Source organism: Hydrogenophaga sp., assembly GCF_965657535.1.
Lineage (GTDB): Bacteria > Pseudomonadota > Gammaproteobacteria > Burkholderiales > Burkholderiaceae_C > Hydrogenophaga.
In genome coordinates this window covers 204,238-227,426 of sequence record NZ_CBFHOP010000001.1, presented here as the reverse complement: position 1 = coordinate 227,426, position 23,189 = coordinate 204,238, and the positions used below count along the sequence as shown (strand labels likewise).

21 protein-coding genes and 1 pseudogene are annotated in these 23,189 nt (G+C 64.9%); 15 read left to right on the top strand and 7 right to left on the bottom strand.

The window, feature by feature from the left end:
• Positions 1-152: 152 nt before the first annotated feature.
• The 10 genes from mnmG to ACTG4K_RS01145 all read left to right on the top strand — a co-directional run bounded on the left by mnmG (position 153) and on the right by ACTG4K_RS01145 (position 9,937).
• The gene (gene mnmG, locus ACTG4K_RS01190; RefSeq protein WP_439112365.1) at positions 153-2,126 is read left to right on the top strand and encodes a tRNA uridine-5-carboxymethylaminomethyl(34) synthesis enzyme MnmG; all 1,974 of its coding nucleotides are present in this window, start codon (positions 153-155) and stop codon (positions 2,124-2,126) included.
• Complete coding sequence (rsmG, locus tag ACTG4K_RS01185) at positions 2,123-2,785, top strand: 16S rRNA (guanine(527)-N(7))-methyltransferase RsmG (RefSeq protein WP_439112364.1); 663 nt, start codon at positions 2,123-2,125, stop codon at positions 2,783-2,785. The genes mnmG and rsmG overlap by 4 nt, the downstream gene beginning before the upstream one ends.
• 72 nt (positions 2,786-2,857) lie before the next feature.
• Entirely contained in the window at positions 2,858-3,472 is a 615-nt protein-coding gene (locus ACTG4K_RS01180) for a LysE family transporter (RefSeq protein WP_439112363.1), read from the top strand.
• Between the two features lie 21 nt (positions 3,473-3,493).
• Positions 3,494-4,264, top strand: a complete 771-nt coding sequence (locus tag ACTG4K_RS01175; RefSeq protein ID WP_439112362.1) for a ParA family protein — start codon at positions 3,494-3,496, stop codon at positions 4,262-4,264.
• 18 nt (positions 4,265-4,282) lie between these two features.
• Complete coding sequence (locus ACTG4K_RS01170) at positions 4,283-4,828, top strand: RBBP9/YdeN family alpha/beta hydrolase (protein WP_439112361.1); 546 nt, start codon at positions 4,283-4,285, stop codon at positions 4,826-4,828.
• A gap of 20 nt (positions 4,829-4,848) precedes the next feature.
• A complete protein-coding gene (locus ACTG4K_RS01165; protein ID WP_439112360.1) occupies positions 4,849-5,154 on the top strand; it encodes a ribbon-helix-helix protein, CopG family in 306 nt (101 codons plus the stop codon).
• Positions 5,155-5,160: 6 nt separating this feature from the next.
• Complete coding sequence (locus tag ACTG4K_RS01160) at positions 5,161-5,463, top strand: type II toxin-antitoxin system RelE/ParE family toxin (protein ID WP_439112359.1); 303 nt, start codon at positions 5,161-5,163, stop codon at positions 5,461-5,463.
• A gap of 5 nt (positions 5,464-5,468) precedes the next feature.
• The gene (locus tag ACTG4K_RS01155) at positions 5,469-6,404 is read left to right on the top strand and encodes a ParB/RepB/Spo0J family partition protein (protein ID WP_439112358.1); all 936 of its coding nucleotides are present in this window, start codon (positions 5,469-5,471) and stop codon (positions 6,402-6,404) included.
• 12 nt (positions 6,405-6,416) lie between these two features.
• A complete protein-coding gene (locus tag ACTG4K_RS01150) occupies positions 6,417-7,199 on the top strand; it encodes a class I SAM-dependent methyltransferase (protein ID WP_439112357.1) in 783 nt (260 codons plus the stop codon).
• 260 nt (positions 7,200-7,459) lie between these two features.
• On the top strand, positions 7,460-9,937 hold the full coding sequence (locus ACTG4K_RS01145) for a peptidoglycan-binding protein (protein ID WP_439112356.1): 2,478 nt from the start codon (positions 7,460-7,462) through the stop codon (positions 9,935-9,937).
• Between the two features lie 283 nt (positions 9,938-10,220).
• Here the strand turns inward: ACTG4K_RS01145 and ACTG4K_RS01140 are convergent, their stop codons facing one another.
• The 4 genes and pseudogenes from ACTG4K_RS01140 to ACTG4K_RS01125 form a co-directional block, all read right to left on the bottom strand.
• Positions 10,221-11,051 carry a hypothetical protein gene (locus ACTG4K_RS01140; RefSeq protein WP_439112355.1) on the bottom strand — a complete coding sequence of 277 codons (831 nt, stop codon included), beginning with the start codon at positions 11,049-11,051 and terminating at the stop codon, positions 10,221-10,223.
• 56 nt (positions 11,052-11,107) lie between these two features.
• A pseudogene (locus tag ACTG4K_RS01135) lies at positions 11,108-11,689 on the bottom strand (tetratricopeptide repeat protein).
• A 132-nt stretch (positions 11,690-11,821) separates the two neighbouring features.
• Positions 11,822-13,246 carry an FAD-binding oxidoreductase gene (locus ACTG4K_RS01130; protein ID WP_439112354.1) on the bottom strand — a complete coding sequence of 475 codons (1,425 nt, stop codon included), beginning with the start codon at positions 13,244-13,246 and terminating at the stop codon, positions 11,822-11,824.
• 152 nt (positions 13,247-13,398) lie between these two features.
• Positions 13,399-13,635 carry a hypothetical protein gene (locus tag ACTG4K_RS01125; RefSeq protein WP_439112353.1) on the bottom strand — a complete coding sequence of 79 codons (237 nt, stop codon included), beginning with the start codon at positions 13,633-13,635 and terminating at the stop codon, positions 13,399-13,401.
• A gap of 208 nt (positions 13,636-13,843) precedes the next feature.
• Between ACTG4K_RS01125 and ACTG4K_RS01120 the strand changes: the two genes are divergently transcribed.
• A complete protein-coding gene (locus ACTG4K_RS01120; protein ID WP_439112352.1) occupies positions 13,844-14,413 on the top strand; it encodes a cob(I)yrinic acid a,c-diamide adenosyltransferase in 570 nt (189 codons plus the stop codon).
• Positions 14,410-14,736, top strand: a complete 327-nt coding sequence (locus ACTG4K_RS01115; protein ID WP_439112351.1) for a hypothetical protein — start codon at positions 14,410-14,412, stop codon at positions 14,734-14,736. Before ACTG4K_RS01120 ends, ACTG4K_RS01115 begins: the two co-directional genes overlap by 4 nt.
• Before the next feature lie 17 nt (positions 14,737-14,753).
• On the opposite strand, the gene ACTG4K_RS01110 is transcribed toward ACTG4K_RS01115, so the two are convergent.
• The 3 genes from ACTG4K_RS01110 to ACTG4K_RS01100 all read right to left on the bottom strand — a co-directional run bounded on the left by ACTG4K_RS01110 (position 14,754) and on the right by ACTG4K_RS01100 (position 18,038).
• Positions 14,754-15,881: a PilT/PilU family type 4a pilus ATPase gene (locus tag ACTG4K_RS01110; RefSeq protein WP_439112350.1), complete on the bottom strand. Its 1,128-nt coding sequence runs from the start codon at positions 15,879-15,881 to the stop codon at positions 14,754-14,756.
• A 226-nt stretch (positions 15,882-16,107) separates the two neighbouring features.
• The gene (locus tag ACTG4K_RS01105) at positions 16,108-17,394 is read right to left on the bottom strand and encodes a solute carrier family 23 protein (RefSeq protein WP_439112349.1); all 1,287 of its coding nucleotides are present in this window, start codon (positions 17,392-17,394) and stop codon (positions 16,108-16,110) included.
• Between the two features lie 158 nt (positions 17,395-17,552).
• On the bottom strand, positions 17,553-18,038 hold the full coding sequence (locus ACTG4K_RS01100) for a DUF3237 domain-containing protein (RefSeq protein WP_439112348.1): 486 nt from the start codon (positions 18,036-18,038) through the stop codon (positions 17,553-17,555).
• A 114-nt stretch (positions 18,039-18,152) separates the two neighbouring features.
• On the opposite strand from ACTG4K_RS01100, the gene ACTG4K_RS01095 reads away from it, so the two are divergent.
• From ACTG4K_RS01095 to ACTG4K_RS01085, 3 genes are all read left to right on the top strand, one after another.
• Positions 18,153-20,339: an acetoacetate--CoA ligase gene (locus tag ACTG4K_RS01095; RefSeq protein ID WP_439112347.1), complete on the top strand. Its 2,187-nt coding sequence runs from the start codon at positions 18,153-18,155 to the stop codon at positions 20,337-20,339.
• Between the two features lie 12 nt (positions 20,340-20,351).
• On the top strand, positions 20,352-21,053 hold the full coding sequence (locus ACTG4K_RS01090) for a tripartite tricarboxylate transporter substrate binding protein (RefSeq protein WP_439112346.1): 702 nt from the start codon (positions 20,352-20,354) through the stop codon (positions 21,051-21,053).
• An 84-nt stretch (positions 21,054-21,137) separates the two neighbouring features.
• Positions 21,138-23,039 (top strand): sigma-54-dependent Fis family transcriptional regulator, encoded by a 1,902-nt coding sequence (locus ACTG4K_RS01085; protein ID WP_439112345.1) that lies wholly within the window; start codon positions 21,138-21,140, stop codon positions 23,037-23,039.
• Positions 23,040-23,189: the final 150 nt, after the last annotated feature.

The window sequence follows — 23,189 nt, the reverse complement described above, 5'->3', positions numbered from 1 at the left end:
GGACAAAGATGGGAGAATTGGTGGCTGTCCATCTGGTGCCTGTTGGGCGCCAGCCGCCCGAACCCTGTGGCTTGCGACAGCTGTTTCACGTGAAACACCCTCTCTTTTGCATTGTCGGGCGCCGCCCTTTGGCGGTGCCCCGGAGCCCACTTATGTTGTACCCCCAGGAATTTGATGTCATTGTTGTTGGCGGTGGTCATGCCGGTACCGAAGCCGCGCTGGCTGCTGCCCGCATGGGCTGCGCCACGCTGCTGCTCACGCACAACATTGAAACGCTGGGGCAGATGAGTTGCAACCCCAGCATTGGCGGTATTGGCAAGGGCCACCTGGTGAAGGAGGTGGACGCGCTGGGTGGCGCCATGGCGCTGGCCACGGACGAAGGCGGTATTCAGTTTCGCATTTTGAACAGCAGCAAAGGCCCGGCGGTGCGTGCCACGCGTGCCCAGGCCGACCGGATTTTGTACAAGGCAGCCATTCGCCGCATGCTGGAAAAACAGCCCAATCTGTGGCTGTTTCAGCAGGCGGTGGACGACCTGATGGTGGAGGGTGATCGTGTGGTGGGCGCCGTCACGCAGGTGGGCATCCAGTTTCGTGGCCGCACCGTGGTGCTCACGGCAGGTACCTTTCTGGATGGCAAGATCCACGTCGGTCTGAACAACTACGCGGCCGGGCGCGCGGGAGACCCGCCGGCCGTCAGTTTGTCGGCCCGCTTGAAAGAGCTGAAGCTTCCCCAGGGGCGGCTGAAAACGGGCACGCCACCCCGCCTGGACGGCCGCAGCATCGACTACAGCAAATGCACCGAGCAGCCCGGCGACGGCGTGGCCGGCGGCATGAATGCCGACAAGCCGGTGCCGGTGTTCAGCTTCATGGGTGGTGCGGTGGCGCACCCGCAACAGGTGCCGTGCTGGATCACCCACACCAACACCCGCACGCACGACATCATTCGCAGCGGCTTTGACCGCAGCCCCATGTTCACCGGCAAGATTGAGGGCGTGGGCCCGCGCTATTGCCCGAGCGTGGAAGACAAGATCAACCGCTTCGCGGACAAGGACAGCCACCAGATTTTTCTGGAGCCCGAGGGCCTGACGACCCACGAGGTGTACCCCAACGGCATCTCGACCAGCCTGCCGTTTGATATTCAGTACGCGCTGGTGCGCAGCATGCCGGGCCTGGAAAACGCACACATTTTGCGGCCCGGGTACGCCATCGAATACGACTACTTCGATCCCCGTTCGCTCAAGAACAACTTCGAGACCCGGCAAATTCAGGGGCTGTTCTTTGCCGGGCAAATCAATGGCACCACGGGCTACGAAGAAGCGGCGGCCCAAGGCCTGTTTGCCGGGCTCAATGCGGCACTGCAAGTGAGGGGCGAAGCGCCCTGGCTGCCTCGGCGTGACGAGGCGTACCTGGGTGTGCTGGTGGACGACCTGGTGACCCAGGGCGTGACCGAGCCCTACCGCATGTTCACCAGCCGGGCTGAGTTTCGCCTGCAGCTGCGTGAAGACAACGCCGACATGCGCCTGACCGATGCCGGGCGCCGCATGGGCTTGGTGGATGATGCCCGTTGGGACGCCTTCAGCCGCAAGCGCGACGCCGTGGCGCGAGAAACCGAGCGCTTGAAAGCAACTTGGGTGAACCCCCGCAGCCTGCCAGCCGCAGAGAGCGAACGCGTGCTGGGCAAGGCCATTGAGCACGAACACAATCTGTTTGACCTGCTGCGCCGCCCTGGTGTGGGCTACGCCGATCTGGCGGGTATGGACAGCGGCAAGTACGCCGGCCCCGATGTTTCACGTGAAACGCTGGGCGAATTGCTGGAGCCGGTGGTGGAGCAGGTGGAGATTGCGGCCAAATATGCCGGCTACATCGACCGGCAAAAGTCTGAAGTGGAGCGTGCGGCCTTTCACGAAGGTATGCCGCTGCCGGCCGACCTGGATTACATGCAGGTGGCCGCCTTGTCGTTTGAGGCCCGCCAAAAGCTGGCCAAGCACCGGCCCGAAACGCTGGGGCAGGCTTCGCGCATATCGGGCATTACACCGGCTAGCATTTCGCTGTTGCTGATACACCTGAAAAAGGGCGGCTTCCGGGGCTTTGCCACGCTGCCCGCAGAAAGCGACGTGTCGGCATGAGCCGCGATGTGTTGTTGAAAGGCCTGCAGACCCTGGGGTTGCCGCTGGCGGACGCGCAAGTGGCGCTGCTGCTGGATTACTTGGCCCTGCTGCAGAAGTGGAACAAGGTTTACAACCTCACGGCCGTGCGCGACCCAGCAGAGATGGTGACGCACCACCTGCTGGACAGCTTGTCGGCCATTGGGCCACTGCAGCGCCAGACGGCCGGTCGGCCTGTCCAATTGCTGGACGTGGGCTCGGGTGGCGGTTTGCCCGGTGTCGTGATTGCCATCACCTGCCCGCACATCGATGTCAGCTGTGTGGACACAGTGGGGAAAAAAGCGGCGTTTATTCAGCAGGCGGCAGCCACGCTCAAACTGCCCAACTTGCGCGGTGTGCACGCCCGCGTGGAAAGCCTGAAGGCGGGGGAGGGCGGTGGTTTTGACGTGGTGTGTTCACGCGCCTTTGCTTCGCTGGTGGACTTTGTGAGCTGGTCGCGTCCGGCGCTTAAGCCCGGGGCGGTGTGGATGGCCATGAAGGGCAAGCACCCGGAAGACGAACTGCTTGCCCTGCAAAACGCTGCCCCTTGGGTGGACGTGTTTCACGTGGAACCCTTGCAGGTGCCAGGCTTGGAGGCCGAGCGCTGCATCGTCTGGCTGCGCGAACGCACAGCCATTTGATAGACGCGCGCTGCTCCGCGTGGCCGCGCGGTTTCATTCACGTAAACTCACCCCTCTACTTCTGGGGTTTTCATGTTTGGCGTTGCAGATTACGGCGCATTTGTCGCGGCCATTGTGGTGTTTCTGGCCATCCCTGGTCCTGGCAACCTGGCGCTCATCACCTCTACCAGCAAGGGCGGCATACGTGGCGGCCTGGCGGCCACCTTCGGCGTCATAGCGGGCGACCAGGTGCTGATGTGGATGGCCGTGGCGGGCGTGGCCGCGCTGCTGGTGGCTTACCCTACCGCTTTCAGCGCTGTGCAATGGCTGGGCGCCGCCTACCTGGCCTGGTTGGGCTGGAAAATGATCAGCGCCAAGCCTGGTGACAAGCCCGTGCTCAACATCCGCCCACGCCAGTACTTTCAACAGGCGCTCACCATCACGCTGCTCAATCCCAAAGCCATCGTGTTTTACATGGCGTTTTTCCCTTTGTTTGTGGACCCCGCCAGACACCAGGGCCTCGTGACCTTTGGCGCCATGGCGGCCACCGTGGCTGTGCTCACTTTCTTTTACGGCCTGACTGCTGTGCTGCTCACCCATTTTCTGGCTGAGCGGATGCGGGCCAACCCGGTGATTGCGCGCACGTTGGAGAGGCTCGCCGGTGTTTTCCTGATCGGCTTTGGCATCAAGCTGGCCATTTCCAAATAATTACAACTTCCGAAATCACCCATGGCCAAAATTTTCTGCGTTGCCAACCAGAAGGGTGGCGTCGGCAAGACCACCACCACCGTCAACCTGGCGGCCGGGCTTGCCAAGGTGGGGCAGCGCGTGCTCATGGTCGACCTGGACCCCCAGGGCAACGCCACCATGGGCTCTGGCGTGGACAAGCGCAGCATGGCGCTGTCGGTGTACGACGTGTTGCTCGAATCGGCGTCGGTGGCTGAAGCGGCCATCAAGTCGGAACAGTGCGGCTACGACGTGCTGGGCGCCAACCGCGAGCTGGCGGGCGCCGAGGTGGAGCTGGTGGACGTGGAGCGGCGCGAAAAGCGCCTGAAAACGGCGCTGGCGGCGGTGGATGCCGACTACGACTTCGTGCTGATCGACTGCCCGCCATCGCTGTCCATGCTCACGCTCAACGGTCTGTGCAGCGCCCACGGTGTGATCGTGCCCATGCAGTGCGAGTACTTCGCGCTCGAAGGCCTCACCGATCTGGTCAACACCATCAAGCAGGTGCATGCCAACCTCAACAAAGACCTGCAGATCATTGGTCTGCTGCGCGTCATGTTTGACCCGCGCATCACCCTGCAGCAGCAGGTGAGTGACCAGCTCAAGGCACACTTTGGCGACAAGGTGTTTGAAACCGTGATCCCGCGCAATGTGCGCCTGGCCGAAGCGCCCAGCTACGGTTTGCCGGGTGTGGTGTTCGACCCGTCGGCCAAAGGCAGCCAGGCCTTTGTGTCGTTCGCCAAAGAAATGGTCGAGCGCAGCGGTACACGTTGAACGCCCAGCACGGTTCACATGAAGCCTGACAACGTCCTCATCTTGCCTGGCTGGCAAAACAGCGGGCCCGACCATTGGCAAAGCCGTTGGGAAGCGCTGCACGGCTACCGCCGTGTGGACCAGCACGACTGGATGCGCCCGCGCCGTGGCGACTGGATCGCGCAGCTGGAAGACGTGATCCTCGCCACAGACGGGCCGGTGGTGCTGGTGGCCCACAGCCTGGGCTGTATCCTCACCGCAGCCTGGGCCGAAGTGTCACGCAGTACCGGCCGTGTGCAAGGCGCGCTGCTGGTGGCGCCGGGCGATGCCGAGCGCGACGAACTGCGCGGTGTGTTGCCCAGCTGGTCGCCCATCGTGCGCCAGCGCTTGCCATTTCCCAGCGTGCTGGTGGGCAGCCGCAACGACCCCTACTGCACATGGGATCGGGCGCAGGGTCTGGCTGGCGACTGGGGCGCGCGTTTCATCGACCTGGGCGAGCGCGGGCACATCAACGCCGAATCGGGGTTGGGCGATTGGCCTCAAGGCCGAGCGCTGCTGCTAGACTGCGCGGGTAGTCAAATTTGACTACATCAAGGAGCTTCGCCATGCCCCTCACCATCGCCACCAGTTTGAAGCTGCCCGCCGAACTCAAGGCCGCCATTGACGAAGATGCGCAGCGGCTGGGCCTCTCCAGTCACGCTTACATGGTCAGAACGCTGGCTGAGGCGACCGAGCGGGCGCACCTGCGTGAGCAGTTCACGCAAGGCGCGCTGGCCGCCGAGCGCCAGATGCAAGCCACAGGCATGGGGCACAGCCTGGAGGATGTTCGCCAATATTTTGCCCAGATGACCGAATTTCGCGCAGGCCATGTGGAACGACCGGTCCGTCTGGTGCCCAAGAAGCGGGTGTGAGTCTGAATGATCGATGTCATCTTCACCCCTGAAGCCCTTGCCGATGTCGAACGCCTTGAAGAATTTCTCTGGACCTCCCCCAACCCGCTGGTGGCCGGGCTGCTGGCCTTCGTGCTGGACGGACTCCTGGTGTTGACGCACCAGCCGGGCATGGGAAGGCCCCTGGCTGACGGCCACCGGGAACTGATCATCAGCCGTGGCAGGGGTGGCTACCTGGCCCGCTACACCTTCGACCCTTTCCAGCTGCGCGTGATCGTGCTGGGTATTCGCCACCAGCGGGAAGCTGGTTACAACGACAACGAAATCTGAAAACCATGGTCACCAAAAAACCCAAAGGCCTCGGCCGTGGACTCGAAGCTCTGCTGGGCCCCAAAGTGGCTGAGGCCGCTTCGCCCGAGGCGCAGGAAACCGAGCGAAACCAGACGCCGAGCAGCTTGCCGCTGAGCGAGTTGGTGCCCGGCGTTTACCAGCCACGCACCCGCATGGACGAGGGCGCGCTGTACGAGCTGGCCGAGAGCATCAAGGCGCAGGGCATCATGCAGCCCATTTTGGTGCGCAAGCTGGCCGATGGCCCCAACGCCGGCAAGTACGAAATCATCGCGGGTGAACGGCGCTTTCGGGCCTCGAAGCTGGCCGGGCTGGACAGCGTGCCGGTGCTGGTGCGCGACGTGCCGAACGAAGCCGCCGCTGCCATGGCGCTGATCGAAAACATCCAGCGCGAAGACCTGAACCCGCTGGAAGAAGCCCAGGGTTTACAACGCTTGGTGAAAGAGTTTGGGCTCACTCACGAACAGGCGGCCCAGGCGGTGGGGCGTTCGCGCAGCGCCGCCAGCAACCTGCTGCGCCTGCTGCAACTGGCCGATCCGGTGCAGACCATGCTGATGGCGGGTGACCTGGACATGGGCCACGCGCGGGCACTGCTGGCGCTGGACAAGGCCACCCAGATCACCGCAGGCAACCAGATTGCGGCCCGAAAGATGTCGGTGCGCGAGGCTGAAAGCCTGGTGAAGAAGCTGGGTGCCGAGTTTGCGCTGGCGCCACAGAAGCTGAAGAAAGAAAAGTCGCGGGACATCAAACGCGTGGAAGAGGAGCTGGCCGACTTGCTCACCGCCGACGTCGAGGTGCGCGTGAAAAAACGCGTGAAGCGCCACGGCCGATTTGAAGAACTGGGCGAAATCGCCATCCAGTTTGGCTCGCTGGACGAGCTGAACGGTCTGATTGAGCGGCTGGGCCGAACCGCCACCCGCTGACACTCGCCTGCCGTGCTGTCACACATTGCGCGCTGGTGGCCCTTGCCGGCTTTGCTGGTCTGGGCGACGGCATGGGGCGTTTTCGCGCTGGCCGGGCACCTGGGCTTGGGCGCCTTGGTGGGGTTGTTGCTGGCGTGTGCGCTGGGGGTAGCGGGTAGCCTGCTCGCCGACAGCTGGTGGCGTCGGCTGATGGTGGGCCTGGGTTTTCCGCTCTCTCTGGCGCTGTCGGGTGCTGCCAGCCTCAGCGCCTGGCACTGGCTGCTGCCACTGGCCTTGTTGCTGCTGATCTATCCCTTGAACGCCTGGCGCGATGCGCCCTTGTTTCCCACACCGCGCAAGGGATTGCAAGGTCTAGATACGCGCGTGCCATTGCCTCCGGGCGCGCGGGTACTTGAAGCCGGGTGCGGCCTGGGGGACGGCTTGCTGGCCTTGCGCGTGGTGTACCCCTGCGCCCATTTGTACGGGTTGGAGTGGAGCTGGCCGCTGCGGGCCGTTTGCGCGTTGCGCTGCCCCTGGGCGCGCGTGCGCCAGGGCAACATATGGCGCGCCGACTGGGGCCCGTACCAAATGGTCTACCTATTTCAGCGACCCGAGAGCATGGACCGCGCGGTGGCCAAAGCAGCGGCCGAGCTCCAGCCTGGCGCCTGGATGGTGAGCCTGGAATTCCCGGCCACAGACCTCGTACCCGACGCCGTCCTGCAAGACCGCAGCCGGCCCGTGTGGGCGTACCAGGTGCCGTTTCAGCGCCGTTCGACACCTGGATCATCTGCCCGCTCGCCGTCAAAACCCCGGTGAGCGCTTTCACCCGGCAGATGCAGGACGTTCTGACGCGCGCGTGAACGACTGCTGGATGCGTGTTGCGATGGGGCTCCCCGCTTGTGCAGTCGAGCACACATGGACCGATCCATTCCGCTTGCACCCCTCCTGGCTGAGCAAACTTTAGAGTTTTAAAGGCATAGTTTCCAAGCCGGGCATCAACTTTGTAAATACTTTGGTAGTAACAAATGGGGCGATGTCGACCGGCTTGATCTGTCTGTTTCTGAAGGAAATTTGTGATGAGCAACGGGATGAATCTGCAGGGCGTTAAGCGCATGGCCATTTTGGGTGGTGGCTTGCTGTTGGTGGCCACGGCACACGCCGGTATGGTGACCGACCGCAATGGCAACGTGGGCTACGACACCGCTGCCGAGTGCGATGCCGCTGTGGCGGCCGGCAACGCCCGTTACTACCAACCCTTTACCGAGCATCCGCCTCTCAAGCGGGCAGGCGAGGCCGATGTGAAGGCCATGAAACTCAGCGAACTGATGACAGCGCAACAAGCCGCCACAGCCCTAGGCTACGACGCTGCGGGCTACGCCAAAGGCGCGTGCGACGTGGGCGTGGGCCGCAGCAATGGCCGCGACGGCGTGAGCCCGGCCTTGATCGGCAAATACGTACCCTACAGCCCGGCGATGTCGGTCAACGTGTATTTCGACAGCCAGGGCACGCCGGTTCGCGCCAGCATGCAGCAATGCGACAACAACTTCAGCCGCAACCTCCCACGCCCACTGGGCAACACAACCCCGGTGTCGGTGGTGCCTGCGACCGAGTGTTTCGCCAACGTGCTGACACCGGCGCGCTTTGAGACGCGCACCGAACAGGTGATCAAGGTCCCGGCGACCAAGCGCTACGAAGTGGTGCCCGCAACCTACAAAACCGTGTCCGAGCAAGAATTGGTCAGGCCGGAAACCCGGCGCCAAATCCCCATTGCAGCCACCTACAAAACGGTGACCGAAGAGGTGATGGTGAGCCCCGCCACCTTCCGTGAGGAACCCGTGCCTGGCACGTTCAAGACGGTCACCGAGACTGTGGTCACCAAAGCTGCCAGCACGCGTGTTGAAGTGATCCCCGCCACCTTCAAGACGGTGACCGAGCAAGTGGTTGCTACGCCCGAACGCAAAGAGCTGCGCGTGATCCCTGCAACATACGCAGACACAGAAGAAACCGTGGTGGACCGCCCGGCAACAACCCGCGTGGAGGCGGTGCCAGCCACGTTCAAGACCGAAACCGAGCAGGTGTTGGTCAAGGCGGAGTCGTTGCGCTATGAGCCCATTGCGCTGCCGCTTCGCACCGTGTCAGAAGAGGTGCTGCGCACCGAAGCCAGCGCCCGCCTGGAGGCCGTCAAGCCTATATTGAGCACGCTCACCGAGCGCGTGCTGGTGAAAGAAGCGAGCAAGCGACTCGTTGAAGTGCCTGCGGTGTTTGAGACCGTCACCGAACGCGTGAAAGTCGCCGATGCCAGCCGGGAGTGGAAGCGTGGCCGCGCCTGGGTCGGCCAAGCGATCCATGTGCGACCTCTGCGAGGCTTTGTGGTCGGGACCGATGGCAAGGTGGACGGCAACCGCGTCGCACTTGACGCCGCAGCCGAGAGCCGCAGCACAGGTGTGGTGGACACCCGTGTGGTGAATGCCAACAACGCCAACCTCGACGACGATGTGATGTGCCTGGTGGATATTCCCGAGCGCTTTGAGACCATCACTCGCCAAGTGCTCAAAACGCCTGCGTCAGTGAGAGCGGTGGAGATTCCCGCCGAATACGCCACCGTCACACGCCAGGTGCTCAACACCGAGGCCGGCACCCGCGAGGTCGATATTCCCGCCACCTACCAGTCCGTGACGCGCCAGGAGATTGACACCGACAAGCTGCGCGCCATGGGCTATCGGTTTGACGACAAAGGCGACATCGTGGCCACGCCAAAAGGCGAGCGGGTGTTGCGCGCTGCCGCCGTCGCCGGTCTGGCCGGTGCTGACACCACGGCGGGCGCCCAGTCAGGTGAAGAGGGCTATGTGCGTGAGATCAAGCAGCCTGCCGAATACCGCACGCTCACACGCCAAGTGGTTGCCACGCCTGCCACGGTGCGCACGGTGGAAATTCCCGGCACCACCAAGACGGTGAAAACCCGGGTTGTGGCGAGTCCTGCACGCACCGAAGAGACCATCATTCCAGCCACATTCAAGACGGTGTCGCGTCAGGTTGTCGCCACCGCAGCCAGTTCGCGTGAAATTCCGGTGCCCGCTGTCATGGGCACCGTGCGGCGCCAAGTGGTTGACACCCCGGCCACCACCCGCCAGATTCCGGTGGCCGCCGTCATGCAAACCTTGTCACGCCGTGTGGTGGACACCCCTGCTTCTTTCCGAGAAGAGGTGATTCCGGCGGTTTACAAGACCGTCCAGCGTCAAGTGGTTGATACCCCTGCCACCACGCGTGAGATGGATGTGCCCGCACAGTTTGAAACGCTGAGTTACCAGTTCAAGTTGTCAGAGGCCAAGGCCGACCGCCGCGCGGTGCTGTGCGAGACCAATGCTTCTCCTGGCAAGATCATGGAAATTCAGCGTGCCCTGCGCAGCGCGGGCTACAACCCAGGTGCCATTGATGGCGTGATCCGTGCGGACACCATGGGTGCTGTCAACCAGTACCAGCAGGCCAAGGGCTTGCCTGTGGATGGTTTCTTGAACCTCGACACCGTGAAAGCGTTGGGCGTATTGCCCCACTGAGCCACAGGCCTGTTGAAAAAGCCTTCCTCCGGGAAGGCTTTTTTTGGCCTGCGCTCCCCCGTTTCCAGTCAGACCGTTCCTTTGGTTCAGCGCGTTGACCCTTGCGATCAGAGTGAGGTACAACCGCGCGAAGTCCACCGACTTGGTGAGACGCAAGCGTGAGACCCAGTAGCGCTGGGCTGCTAGCAATGGACGCGCTCAGCATGGGTTCGCGATTGCGTGCACCATGCCAAAAGCCTCCCACAGGAGGCTTTTGGTGCAGCGCTGTGTGCGCTGGCGGGCTTTACTGGCCCACCTTGAGCACGCCGCCCCGGCCCAGGCCACCCTTCACTTCCTGTGCCTTGTAGTTGCGCAGGGAAATGACCATGCTGTTGTACGCATCTACAAACGCCGCCACGGTGGCCTTGCCCTCGGGCGTGCGTGAGAAGCCGCTCAGGCCCGCAGCACCGCCGCCACCGAAGGCACCCAAAGCAGCGCCAAAGTTGGTGGAGGTCGAGTTGCCTTCAGAAATGGCAATTTGCACACCCGAGCGGATGTCGAACATGGTCAGCGTGACCACCGAAGCCTTGGTTTGCAGGCCACCGGCCAGCCCGGCGAAACGTCCACCGCCCACCAAGCCCGCGAGACTGGCCGCGAGCTGGCCTGTGGCCGAGTTGTTGATGATGATGGCTGGTTCCAGGAAATAGTCGGCCGCCACGCGCTGACCTTTTTGCTGGTTGGATCCCGCACGAAACTCGCCCGAATTGCGCTGCTTGTCGGTGATGCTGGATAGGCGACTTTCCGTGCGGTTGTTGCCGACGGAGGTGATCACAAAGCAGTTGGACTGTGCAACCGCCAGGCGCAGCAGGGGTTCGATGCTGGTGACCTGGGTGGCCTGGCCGAAGCTGGCGTACCACTCTTTGCCACGGCCGTCGTCTACCGCCAGCGTGCCCATGGGCGCGCTGCAGCGTTCCAGGCTGGGGTTGGCGCCTGCGCTGGTGCTGCCGGCGGCGGTACCCGTGGCAGCTGTGGCGCTGGTGCCGGTAGACACCATGCCACCCGGGGTGACGCAGCCGACCAGGGCGATGGAACTGGCCAGGGCGGCCCAACGGAAGGCGGATGTGGACTTGATCATGTGAAGCTTCTTTACCTGTAGCGGGTGGAGGATGGGGTGAGGGGGAGAACGGGAGTTCAACGGAAGTACCAGCCCGCAGGACCCCAGTAGCCGTAGTAGGCGTAGCCGGTGGCCCACCAGCCGTACCACGATGTGCGGTGCCGTTCGCGCCACTGGTACAGCGCCTGTTCGGTTTGCTTGGCAGCGCTGGCTTCAGTCAGCAGTTTTTGGGCTTCCGGATTGCCTCGGCCTGCCGCCATGGACAGCCATTTTTCTGCCTCGGCGGGGTCGGCGCCCATTTCTTCCAGGCCTATCAGATGGAAGCGGCCAACAGCGAGTTGGGCCTGCAAATCGCCCCGCTCTGCGGCATTGCGCATCCATTGCAGCGCCTAGTAGCTGTTTTGGCGCACGCCATCGCCCCTGAAGAAGCGCAGGCCCAGGTCAAAGGCAGCCCGTGGGTCTTTGCTGGCGATGTCGGTCAACGCTGCCAAGCGGCGTGTTTTCTCGGGGTTTTCGTCCTGTGCGGGGTCGAAGGAGGCGCTCTGGCGGGGGCGGTCGCTGCAGCCGCTGGCATCACAAATGCGGATGGACGCCGCAGGTTGAGCGACAGCTGCGAGCGCGACCACCGCAAGCAGCAAGGTGGAAATTCGGTGAACCATCGGTGACCAGCTAACTGTAAACTATAAGTATTCTTTTGGCTGAGGAGTATAGCCAACGTCCTGGGGGCCTGAGCGCCCCGAGGACCGCAGAATCCCCCTGCGGCGGGAGGCGCCTGCCCTGCGCCGCAGGCGTCAGAGCGCGAAGATCTTGCCGGGGTTCAAGATGTTGTGTGGGTCGAGGGCGCGCTTGATGGTGCGCATCATGTCCACCGCGCCGCTGCCGGCTTCGGTGAGCAGAAAGTCCATTTTGTGCAGGCCCACGCCGTGCTCGCCGGTACAGGTGCCTTCCAGGCGCAGGGCGCGCGCCACCAGCAGGTTGTTCAGCACCTCGGCCTGCTCGCGCTCTTCGGGCTTGGTGGGGTCGATCAGGTAGCCAAAGTGGAAGTTGCCGTCGCCCACGTGGCCCACCAGAAAGTAGGGGATGCCGCTGGCGTCGGCCTCGGCCACCGAGTCGAGCAGGCAGTCGGCCAGGCGGCTGATGGGCACGCAGGTGTCGGTGGACACGGCGCGGCAGCCCGGCTTGCTCTGGATGGCGGCGAAGTACGCGTTGTGCCGCGCGGTCCACAGGCGGGTGCGCTCTTCGGGGGTGGTGGCCCATTCAAAGGCGTTGCCGCCGAATTCGCTGGCAATTTCCTGCACGGTTTCGGCTTGTTCTTTCACGCTGGCTGGCGAGCCGTGGAATTCCATCAACAGCATGTGTTCTTCGCGCAGGCCGAGCTTGCTGTGCGCGTTGACCATGCGCACGGTGCCGGCGTCGATCAGCTCGCAGCGGGCAATCGGAATGCCCATCTGGATCACCTGAATGGTGGTGCGCACGGCCGCTTCAATGCTGGGGAACGAGCAGGTGGCGGCCGAGATGGCTTCGGGCAGCGGGTAGAGCTTGAGCGTCACTTCGGTGATCACGCCCAGCGTGCCTTCGCTGCCCACCATCAGGCGGGTGAGGTCGTAGCCGGCGCTGCTCTTTTTGGCCCGGGTGCCGGTACGGATCACTTCGCCGCTGGCGGTGACGACTTCCAGCGCCAACACGTTTTCGCGCATGGTGCCGTAGCGCACGGCGTTGGTGCCGCTGGCGCGCGTGGCGGTCATGCCGCCAATAGAGGCATCGGCGCCTGGATCGATGGGGAAAAACAGGCCTTCGCTTTTCACCGCCTCGTTTACCGCCTTGCGCGTCACACCGGGCTGCACCGTCACGGTCAGGTCTTCGGCGTTGATGGACAGCACCGTGTTCATGCGGCTCACGTCGATGCTGATGCCACCTTGCACCGCGAGCAAATGGCCTTCGAGCGACGAGCCCACGCCGAAGGGAATCACCGGCACCTGGTAGCGGGCGGCGAGCGCCACGGCGTCGGCCACATCTTGCGTGCTTTGGGCAAACACCACCGCGGCCGGCGGCGGCACGTCGTACACCGATTCGTCGCGCCCATGTTGCTCGCGCACCGCCAGCGCGGTAGAGCACTGCGCGCCGAAGCGGGTTTGCAGCGCGGCCATCAGCTCGGCGGGCACCTCTCGGGGCTGGATGTCAGGAACCAGGTGGGTCAGGTCGGTGGGGGCGTTCATGGGCGGTGTCTCCTGCGCGGCGGGTGTCAACAAGGCGCCAGTTTACGCCGTGGCACCCCGCCTAGGAGTCGTTTCGAGTCGCCTTTGGCCGATCACGGAGGCCCCGCGCCGGTGGGCTTGGCGCCGCACTGTGCGAAGCGCACGGGTGGGTATCAGGCGGCCTGGTCGGTCGTGTCCAACCCGGCGTGTTGTCGGCGCAGGGGCTCCAGGGTGTTGCCTTGGCTGTGCGCAGCACCCGTCGCCGACGACCAGGTGGTTTTACCCGCCCCTGACGGGGATGTGGGTGTGTGTTGACCACTGGTCAGGCCGGCCAGGCTGAGCGTGCAGGCGGCCATGAGCTGAACGCTGCGCAGTTCGAAGTGGGTGATGCGGTTTCGTTGACGTTTCATGGGAAGGCTCCAGTGCGTTGAACGAGTGCCCATTGCACCCTGCGCAGGCGCAGCCCACCAGCGCTTTTGCCAGTTGTTGCCCGGGTGACAGGATGTTGGCCTGCGACACATCTGCACGCGTGTGGTTACGGGCCGCACCGAGGGCGCTGGGCCCCGCGTTCCCGCACAATGTGGTTTTGTCTGCACACCCGCCACCCGAGGACTTTTCATGGGCAACCGACTCACACAAATCGCAACCCGCACCGGCGACGCCGGCACCACCGGGCTGGGTGACAACACCCGCGTGTCCAAAAACAGCCTGCGCGTGCACGCCATGGGCGAGGTGGATGAGCTCAACTCCCACATCGGCGTGCTGCTGTGCGAAGACATGGCGCCCGACGTGCGCACATTGCTGGTGGAGATCCAGCACCAGCTCTTCAACCTGGGCGGCGAGCTGTCCATTCCTGGTTTTGAGCTGCTCAAGCCCGAGGCCGTGCTGGCGCTGGACGACGGTCTGGCTACCTACAACGAGCAACTGCCCAGGTTGCAAGAATTCATCTTGCCCGCCGGCACCCGAGCAGCAGCCCAGGCCCACGTGTGCCGCACCGTGGCCCGGCGCGCCGAGCGGGCCGTGGTGGCGCTGGGCAACGAAGAGGCGCTGAAAGAAACCCCGCGCCAGTACCTGAACCGCTTGAGCGACCTGATGTTTGTGCTGGCGCGCGTGCTCAACCGCATAAACGGCGGCGACGACGTGTACTGGAAAAGCGAGCGCATGGCCCAGCAGGACCCGCAGCCGTGAAACGCCCGCTGGCGGCGTTGCTCGCCGGGTTCATGGCGCTGGCAGGCGCACAGCCGATGCCAGCCACCACCACGCTGGTGTGCGAAGCCGTGTACCTGCCCGCGCGCACCAGTTGGGCACGCACCGTGGTCATCGGTTACGACGAGCAGCGCGTGCGCTCGGTGCAGATTGACGGCGTACCGGTCTACACCTTTGCGGTGCGCGAAACGGTGATCTTGACCGCGCTGGACAACGAACGCATCCAGATCGACACCGCCAGCCAGACCTGGACCAGCGATTTCCGTGGCTTGGCGACGGCGCAGGGGCGCTGCGAGCGAGGCTGAACCTGGGAACGGCTGGCTCAGCTGCCGGCCATGCGCAGGCTGCCGGCGTCGGGCCGCTTGCCTGCGTGCAGGCGGATGCGCAGCGACAGGTCGGTGCGTGAATCGGCGTGTTCCACCGCTTGCTCGGCCGTGAGCTCGCCGCGCTGGTACAGCTCGTAGAGCGACTGGTCAAAGGTGGCCATGCCCAGTTCGGTGCTCTTGGCCATCACGTCCTTGATCTCGTCGGTCTGGCCTTTCTGGATCAGGTCGGCCACGTAGGGCGAGAGCAGCATCACTTCGACCGCTGGGACCAAAGCACCCGCCGCGCCGCGAATCAGCCGTTGGCCCACCACGCCCTTGAGGTTGAGCGACAGGTCCATCAGCACCTGGCGGTGCGCGGTTTCGGGGAAAAAATTCAGAATGCGCTGCACCGCCTGGTTGGCGTTGTTGGCGTGCAGGGTCGACACGCACAGGTGCCCGGTTTCGGCATAAGCCATGGCGTGCTGCATGGTTTCGCGGTCGCGGATTTCACCGATCATGATCACGTCGGGCGCCTCGCGCATGGCGTGGCGCAGCGCTTCGTCAAAGCTTTGGGTGTCCAGCCCCACCTCGCGCTGGTCCACGATGGACAGGCCGTGGGCGTGCTCAAACTCCATCGGGTCTTCCACCGTGAGGATGTGGCCGCTCACGCTGCGGTTGCGGTGGTCGAGCATGGCCGCCAGCGTGGTGGACTTTCCCGAGCCCGCAGCACCCACCACCAACACCAGGCCGCGCTTGAGCAGGGCCAGTTTTTTCAGCACCGGGGGCAGTTTGAGCGCGTCCAGCGACGGGATTTTGGCGTTGATGTGGCGCACCACCACAGCCACGTCGCCGCGCTGGCGGTACACGTTGACACGAAACCGGCCCAGGCCGGGTAGGGCAATGGCCAGATCGCATTCCAAGGTGGCTTCGAATTCGCGAATCTGCGACTCGCGCATCACCGAATACGCCAGCCGCTGGGTGTAGGTCGGGTCCAGCTTGCGCTCAGACAGCCGTTTGATGACGCCTTGCACCTTCAGGGCTGCGGCGGTGCCGCTGGACAGGAACAGGTCGGAGGCGCCGTGGGCGACCATCAGCGAGAGGTAGTGGCCCAAGTCGTCGTCTGGGGCGGGCAGGGCAGCGTCCATGGTGTGAGCGGAAATGTGAATGCCCAATCGTCTCACAAGCCTCCGGTGTCCGCTAGAACGAAAACCCCGCTGCAAACCCCTTATTTCTGGGGCTCAGCGTGGCGCTGGCACCGCCATGGTGATGCGCGACACGCAGGCAAGCTCGCGCGCCGTTGCGTGGGCGGCCACCCCGAAAAAAAGGCCTGGCCCCTTGCGGGGACCAGGCTTGGCCAGGGTGCCCGAAAGATCAGGCTTTGCGGTTGAGCAGGGCGTGCAGCAAGATCGCGCCGAACGTGGCCGTTCCGATACCGCCCAGCGCAAATTCGCCGAACTTCAGCGTGTATTCACCGGTGCCCAGCACCAGCGTGATGGCCGCCACGAGCAGGTTTTTGTTGTTCGAAAAATCGACCTTGTTGTCGACCCAGATCTTGGCGCCAGCCACGGCGATCAGGCCAAACACCACGATGGACACGCCGCCCATGACGGCCAGTGGAATGGCCTGGATCAGCGCGCCAAACTTGGGGCTGAAGCCCAGCAAAACGGCCATGAAGCCAGCCACCATGAAGATGGCCGTGGAGTAGATCTTGGTGGCGGCCATGACGCCAATGTTTTCCGCATACGTGGTCACGCCGGTTCCGCCGGCGCTGCCGGCCACGATGGTGGCGACACCGTCGCCCATGAAGGCGCGGCCCATGTATTTGTCCAGGTTTTTGCCGGTCATGGCGGTCACGGCCTTGATGTGACCCAGGTTTTCGGCCACCAGAATCACAGCCACCGGCGCAATCAGCAGCATGGCGTTGGCTTCAAACACGGGTGCGCTGAAGTTGGGCATGCCGAACCAGGCGGCGTTCACCAGGCCCGACAGGTCCATGGGCTTGCCCAGGCCCAGACCGTTGGTGAGCACGGCGTAGATGACGCTGGCCACGACCAGGCCCATGAGGATCAGCAGGCGCTGCAGCATGCCGCTGCTGAACACGGCCACCAGCGCCACGCAGACGAAGGTCACGCCCTGCATCCAGGCATCGAAGTTGGTGGGCGCCATGTTTTTGATGGGGATGTGGGCCAGGTTCAGGCCGATCACCGCCACCACCGAGCCGGTGACCACCGGCGGCATGAAGCGCTCGATCCAGCCCGTGCCCACGGCCTGCACGATGGCGCCGATGATGGTGTAGACGATGCCGCACGCGATGATGCCGCCCAGCGCCACGCCAATGTTGGCGTTGGGGCCGGGGCCGGCGTAGCCGCTGGCGGCAATCACCACGCCAATGAAGGCGAAGCTGGAGCCGAGGTAGCTGGGCACCTTGCCTTGTGTCATGACGAAGAAGATGAGCGTGCCGATGCCGCTCATGAGGATGGCGACGTTGGCGTCAAAACCCATGAGGATGGGCGCGAGCACGGTGGCGCCAAACATGGCGATCAGGTGCTGCACACCCATTACCGTGGTTTGCGGCCACGACAGCCGCTCGTCGGGCCCCACCACGCCGCCGCTGGCGAGGGTGGAGGCCGGTTTTTCTGTCCAGTTGAATAGACCCATGGGAAGAAACTCCGTTGTTGTTGAAAGTAGAAATCGGGGAAACGTGCGGCCGCGATTCTGACCGCTGGTCGGGCGCACCACAAGCGGCGGTGCAGCCGCGCAGACCCCCGCGGGACAAAAGAGACGCGTTGCGGGTAGGCGGAGGGCGTGCCCCGGCGTCAGGCGACGCGGAAGAACCGCATTTCCACCCGGTCTGGAAAGCGCGCGCCGGTGCCCACGAACAGGCTCTCGGTGAGCCAAGCCAGCGCGGGGTGCGACACCTCAAAGCTGGGCGCGCAGCGGAAGTAAATGGCCGCCGGGTCCACCGGCTCGCCGCGCACCAGCTTGGCAATGTCTTGTGCCGAGCCGCGGCGCAGCGCGCGATTTTGCACAAACACATGGGCCCCGGGCCAGGCCGGGTCGTTCAGCTGCAGCAGGTAGCGCGCATCCAGGTCGGCGCAGGTGTCGCTCACCACCAGCTGAAAGTCGGCCCCGCCGGCCAACACCGCGCCGTTGACCCGACCGCTCACCGTGCCGCCGGTGATGGGAATGATGCGGCGCCGGCCCCGGCTGTTGAGTCCGGTGACGTGGCCGGCCTCGACGGGCGCGGCCACATGGACGGTGAGGTCGAAGGCGGGTTCGAGGGTGGGCGTGGGCAGTGGCATGGCCGGGTTATACCGCAGGCTGTCGCGCCGGCAACGGCGGTGCCCAGTGTGCGCTGCTACGCTTGCGCCCGAACGAGACACCCGGCCCCGCAGGTCCGACACAAGAGCGAAACCATGACCACCTCGCCACCCGCCCCTTACGTGCCACAGATCCGCCTGTACCAGCAGTGGCTGGCCGAGCAGCGCGGCCTGCATTTTGATGGCTACGACGCGCTGTGGCGCTGGTCCACCACCGAGCTGGACGCGTTTTGGCAAAGCATTTGGGACTACTTTGAACTGCGCTCGCCCACGCCGCACACGGCGGTGCTCGAGCGCAACGTGATGCCCTGCGCGCGCTGGTTCCCCGGCGCGCAGGTGAACTACGCGCAGCAGGTTTTTCGCCACGTGGCGCCGGCCCACGCGGCGGGTTTTGCGGCCGTGGTCAGCCACAACGAAAAGGGCCGCGCAGTGGAGCTGAGCTGGCCTGAGCTGCGCCGCCAGGTCGCGTCGCTCGCGCTGCACCTGCAGGCGCAAGGTGTGCAGCCCGGCGACCGCGTGGCCGCCTACCTGCCCAACATCCCCGAGACCATGGTGGCCTTTCTCGCGGTGGTCAGCATCGGCGCGGTGTGGAGCGTGTGTGCGCCCGACATGGGCACGAACGCCGTGTTGGACCGTTTCAAGCAGATCGAGCCGGTGGTGCTGATCGCCTGCGATGGCGTCACCTACGGCGGACGAGACTTCGACCGCCTGGCCGTGGTGGCCGAGCTGCGCGCGGCCCTGCCCAGCGTGCGCCATATGGTGCTGCACACCAACCTGGCCGAAGAGCCCGCCGCGGTGGACAACGCGCTGGAAGCCGCGCAACCCTGCACCGCGTTCAGCACCGCCACCGCGCGCGACGACGCGGCCACCACTGCGTTCGAGCCCCTGTGGCTGCCGTTCGACCACCCGCTGTGGATCGTCTACAGCAGCGGTACCACCGGCCTGCCCAAGCCCATCGTGCACGGGCACGGCGGCACCGTCATCGTGGCGCTGGCGCTCAAGATCATCCACAACGACGTGGGCTGCAGCTATGCGCCCAACAGCTGGGGCGAGCGCTACCACTGGTACAGCTCCACCGGTTGGGTAATGTGGAACGCGCAGACCAGCGGCCTGCTCAACGGCACCACTTGCGTCATCTTTGACGGCAACCCGGGCGGCAGCAAAGAAAAGCCAGACTGGACCACGCTCTGGCGCTTTGCGGCCGAGCAGCGCGTGACCTTTTTCGGCGCCGGCGCGGCGTTTTTTGCCAACTGCCTGAAGGCAGGCGTGGACCTGTCGGCCTGCGGCGACCTGTCCAAGGTGCGGGCACTGGGCACCACCGGTTCGCCGCTGTCGGAAGACGCGCAGAACTGGGGCACGGCGCAGTTTCGCCAGCTGCGAAAAGCGGCCCAGAGCGACCGATTCACCGCCGGGCCGCCCCAAGGTGAATCAGCCCCCTCGGGGCGCAGCTACCCACACGAAGTGGGGGAGCGAGGGGGCGATATCTGGTGGTGCAACATCTCCGGGGGAACGGACTTCGCGGGCGCTTTCATCGGCGGTCACAGGGAACTGCCGCAAACCCCGGGCCGCATGCAGTGCCGCCTTATGGGCTGCGCGGTGGAGGCCTGGGACGAACAGGGCCAGCCCGTCATCGACGCCGTGGGCGAACTGGTGTGCACACAGCCCATCCCGTCCATGCCGCTGTACTTTGTGGGCGACGTGGACAACCAGCGCCTGCTGGGCAGCTATTTCGACATGTACCCTGCGGGCCATGGGCGCCGACCCGGTGGTGGCGATCTGCCCCCAGAAGCCGGCGCCGTCTGGCGCCACGGCGACTGGCTGCGCATCCACCCCGACGGCTCCTGCGTCATCTACGGCCGGTCCGACGCCACCATCAACCGCCACGGTCTGCGCATGGGCACCAGCGAGCTCTACAGCGCCGTCGAATCCCTGCCCGAGGTGCTGGACAGCATGGTGGTGGATCTTGAATACCTGGGGCGCGAAAGCTACATGCCGCTGTTCGTGGTGCTGCGGCCCGGCATAGCGCTGGACGACGCCATGACCGCCAAGATCAACGGCGCTATCCGTACCGCGCTCTCGCCGCGCTTCCTGCCCAACGATGTGTTCCAAGTGGCCGAAATTCCGCGCACCCTCTCGGGCAAAAAGCAGGAACTGCCCATCAAGAAACTGCTGCTCGGGCAGCCGCTGGAGAAGGTGATCAACAAAGAAGCCATGGCCAACCCCGGGTGTCTGGACTGGTACGAGGCCTTTGCGGCCGAACACCAGGCCCGCGCGACCGGCTGAAGCGGCGGCGTGATGCGCGCCTTTGCCGAAAGCGCCAGCAAGAGCCTGGGCGTGCCGGTGATCATTGAAAACAAGCCCGGCGCCGGCGGCACCATGGGCGCGGCCGCCATGGTCAACGCCAAGCCCGACGGCTATACCCTCACGCAGCTGCCGCTGGGCATCTACCGCCTGCCGCACCTGCAAAACATGGCTTTTGACCCCGTCAAAGACATCAGCCACATCGTCTGCTTCACCGGCTACACCGTTGGCATCGCTTGCTCCGCCGATTCCCCGTTCAAAACGCTCAAGGACATGGTCGCCTACGCCAAGGCCAACCCCGGCAAGCTCGAATACGGCCACATCCGCGTCATGAGCGGCACCACCGAATTTGCACCCCATGTGCTCAGCGGCAAGCTGCGCCTGCTGGCCACGCTGGGCAGCCAGCGCAACAAAGCCTTCCCCGACGTGCCCACCGTCAAAGAAAGCGGCCGGGACACCATCACCGAATCGCCCTTCGGCATCGGTGGCCCCAAAGGCATGGACCCGGCGGTGGTGAAGGTGTTGCACGACGCGTTTCGCAAGACCCTCGAAGATCCATCGGTGCAGGCCACGCTGGACAAGTTCTACATGCCCAGCATCTACATGAGCACCGCCGACCACACCGCCTACGGCGAGCGCACCTTCAAGGCCGAGAAGGCGACGATTGAACGGCTGGGGCTGGCCAAGAAAAGTTGAGGCCCTGGTGAAAACCCGCGATTGACAGGCGGGCGTTCTGCGATGAAGGTGGTGGGCTGTTCCGCTGCTTTCACAAGGTTTTGTATGCCCAGCTCCCAGCACCAGCACATTGCCACCGTGATGCAGGTGGCCGCAGACGGCGTGGGCGCACAGGCTGCAGCGCAGCACGAGCAGGTGATCCGCGATTCGTGGCTGCGCTGCGTGCAGGAGCACCGGCTGGACCCAACGCGCATGCAGGAAGCCGTCATCCTGCCGCAGGCGCGGCTGCGCGAGCACCAAGACCAGATGGAGGCGCTGCTGCAGATCGCGCGCCACGGGCTGGAGTCGCTCTACAGCAAGGTTGCGGGCCTGGGTTATGTGGTGCTGCTGACCGACGCGCGCGGCGTGACGGTGGACTTTCTGGGTGACTTGGTGTTTGAGCCCAGCCTGCGCAAGGCCGGCCTGTACCTGGGCGCCGACTGGAGCGAGCACCACGCCGGCACCTGCGGCGTGGGCACCTGCATCAGCACCGGCCAGGCGCTCACCGTGCACCTGGACGACCATTTCGACGCCACCCACATTCCGCTCACCTGCACCACCGCGCCGGTGTACGACAGCGCGGGGCAGCTCAGCGCGGTGCTCGACATTTCGCAGCTCAGTTCGAGCCAGCCCAAGAGCAGCCAGCACCTGGCGCTGCAGCTGGTGAAGATGACGGCGCACGACATCGAGCACGCGGCCTTTTTGCACCGCCACCGGCACGACTGGGTGCTGCGCCTGTCGCACGCGCCGCAGTTTCTGGACGTGCAGCCCGACTACCTGCTGGCACTGGACACGAACGGCCGCGTGGTGGGCCACAACCGGCGGGGTCAGCTGGCTTTGGAAAAAGGGCAGCCGCTGATCGGCATGGGCTTCGAGCGACTGTTCGGCCTGCCGTTCGGCCAGATCGGCCGCTTCGTGATGACCCAGCCTTCGGACCAGCGCGCGGTGATGCTGGCGGGTGGGCGCCAGCTGCTGTTCCTGTCGGCGGTGCCGCCGCCGCCGCGCCCGGTGGCGAGCGCGCCGCGCGAGGAGCGCCGCGTGCCCGCGCCGCTGGCCGCGCTCTCGGCGGGCGACGCCGCGCTGGACCGGCAGGTGGAGCGTGTGGCGCGGTTGGTGAACACGCCGATCAGCCTGCTGATCACGGGCGAGACCGGTTCGGGCAAGGAATATTTCGCAAAGGCGGTGCATGCCGCCAGCGAGCGGCGCGGCCGGCCTTTTGTGGCGGTGAACTGCGCGGCGATTCCCGAGCACCTGATCGAGAGCGAGCTGTTCGGTCACCTGCCGGGCAGCTTCTCGGGCGCATCCACCAAGGGCAAGCGTGGCCTCATCGCCGAGGCCGACGGCGGCACGCTGTTCCTGGACGAGATCGGCGACATGCCGCTGGCGCTGCAGGCGCGGCTGCTGCGGGTGCTGTCCGAGCGCGAGGTGCTGCCGGTGGGGGCCACGCGGCCGGTGCCGGTGAACATCCGTGTGATCGCGGCGACGCACGCGCCGCTGGAGCAGCTGGTGCTCGCAGGGCGGTTCCGCGACGACCTGTATTACCGCCTCAAGGGTGCGCACATCGAGCTGCCACCCCTGCGCGAGCGCAGCGACCTGGGCGCGATGATCACGCGGCTTTTGGGCAACCACTCGCTCACCCCGGCCGCGCTGCAGCGCCTGCTGGCGCACCCCTGGCCGGGCAACCTGCGCGAGTTGCGCAACGTGCTGGACTACGCCGCGAGCATGTGCGCGCAGGGGCCGATCGATCTGGATGACCTGCCGGAATTGCAGGCGGGCCGTCTGGCGGTGCGTTTTGCTGGCGCTGGCTTGGCTCCCGCAGCGGACCATGGACCCGAGGCCTTGCTGCAGGCGCTGCGCACGGCGCACTGGAATGTGAGCGCGGTGGCGCGTGACATGGGCCTTTCGCGCATGACGCTGTACCGAAGGATGAAAAGGTCAGGCATCGTTCAACCCAACCGGATGACTTGACTCCCCCCGCCGCGCTGCGCGCGACCCCTCCTGGGCGCGGTGCTGTCGGCCCGGCAAAGCCGGTTTCGCGGCACCCTGGGTTGAGACTTTTCCCACCGGTAGCGGTGTGACACCTGTCACTCGGGGGCGTGACAGGTGCACGGGGTGTGA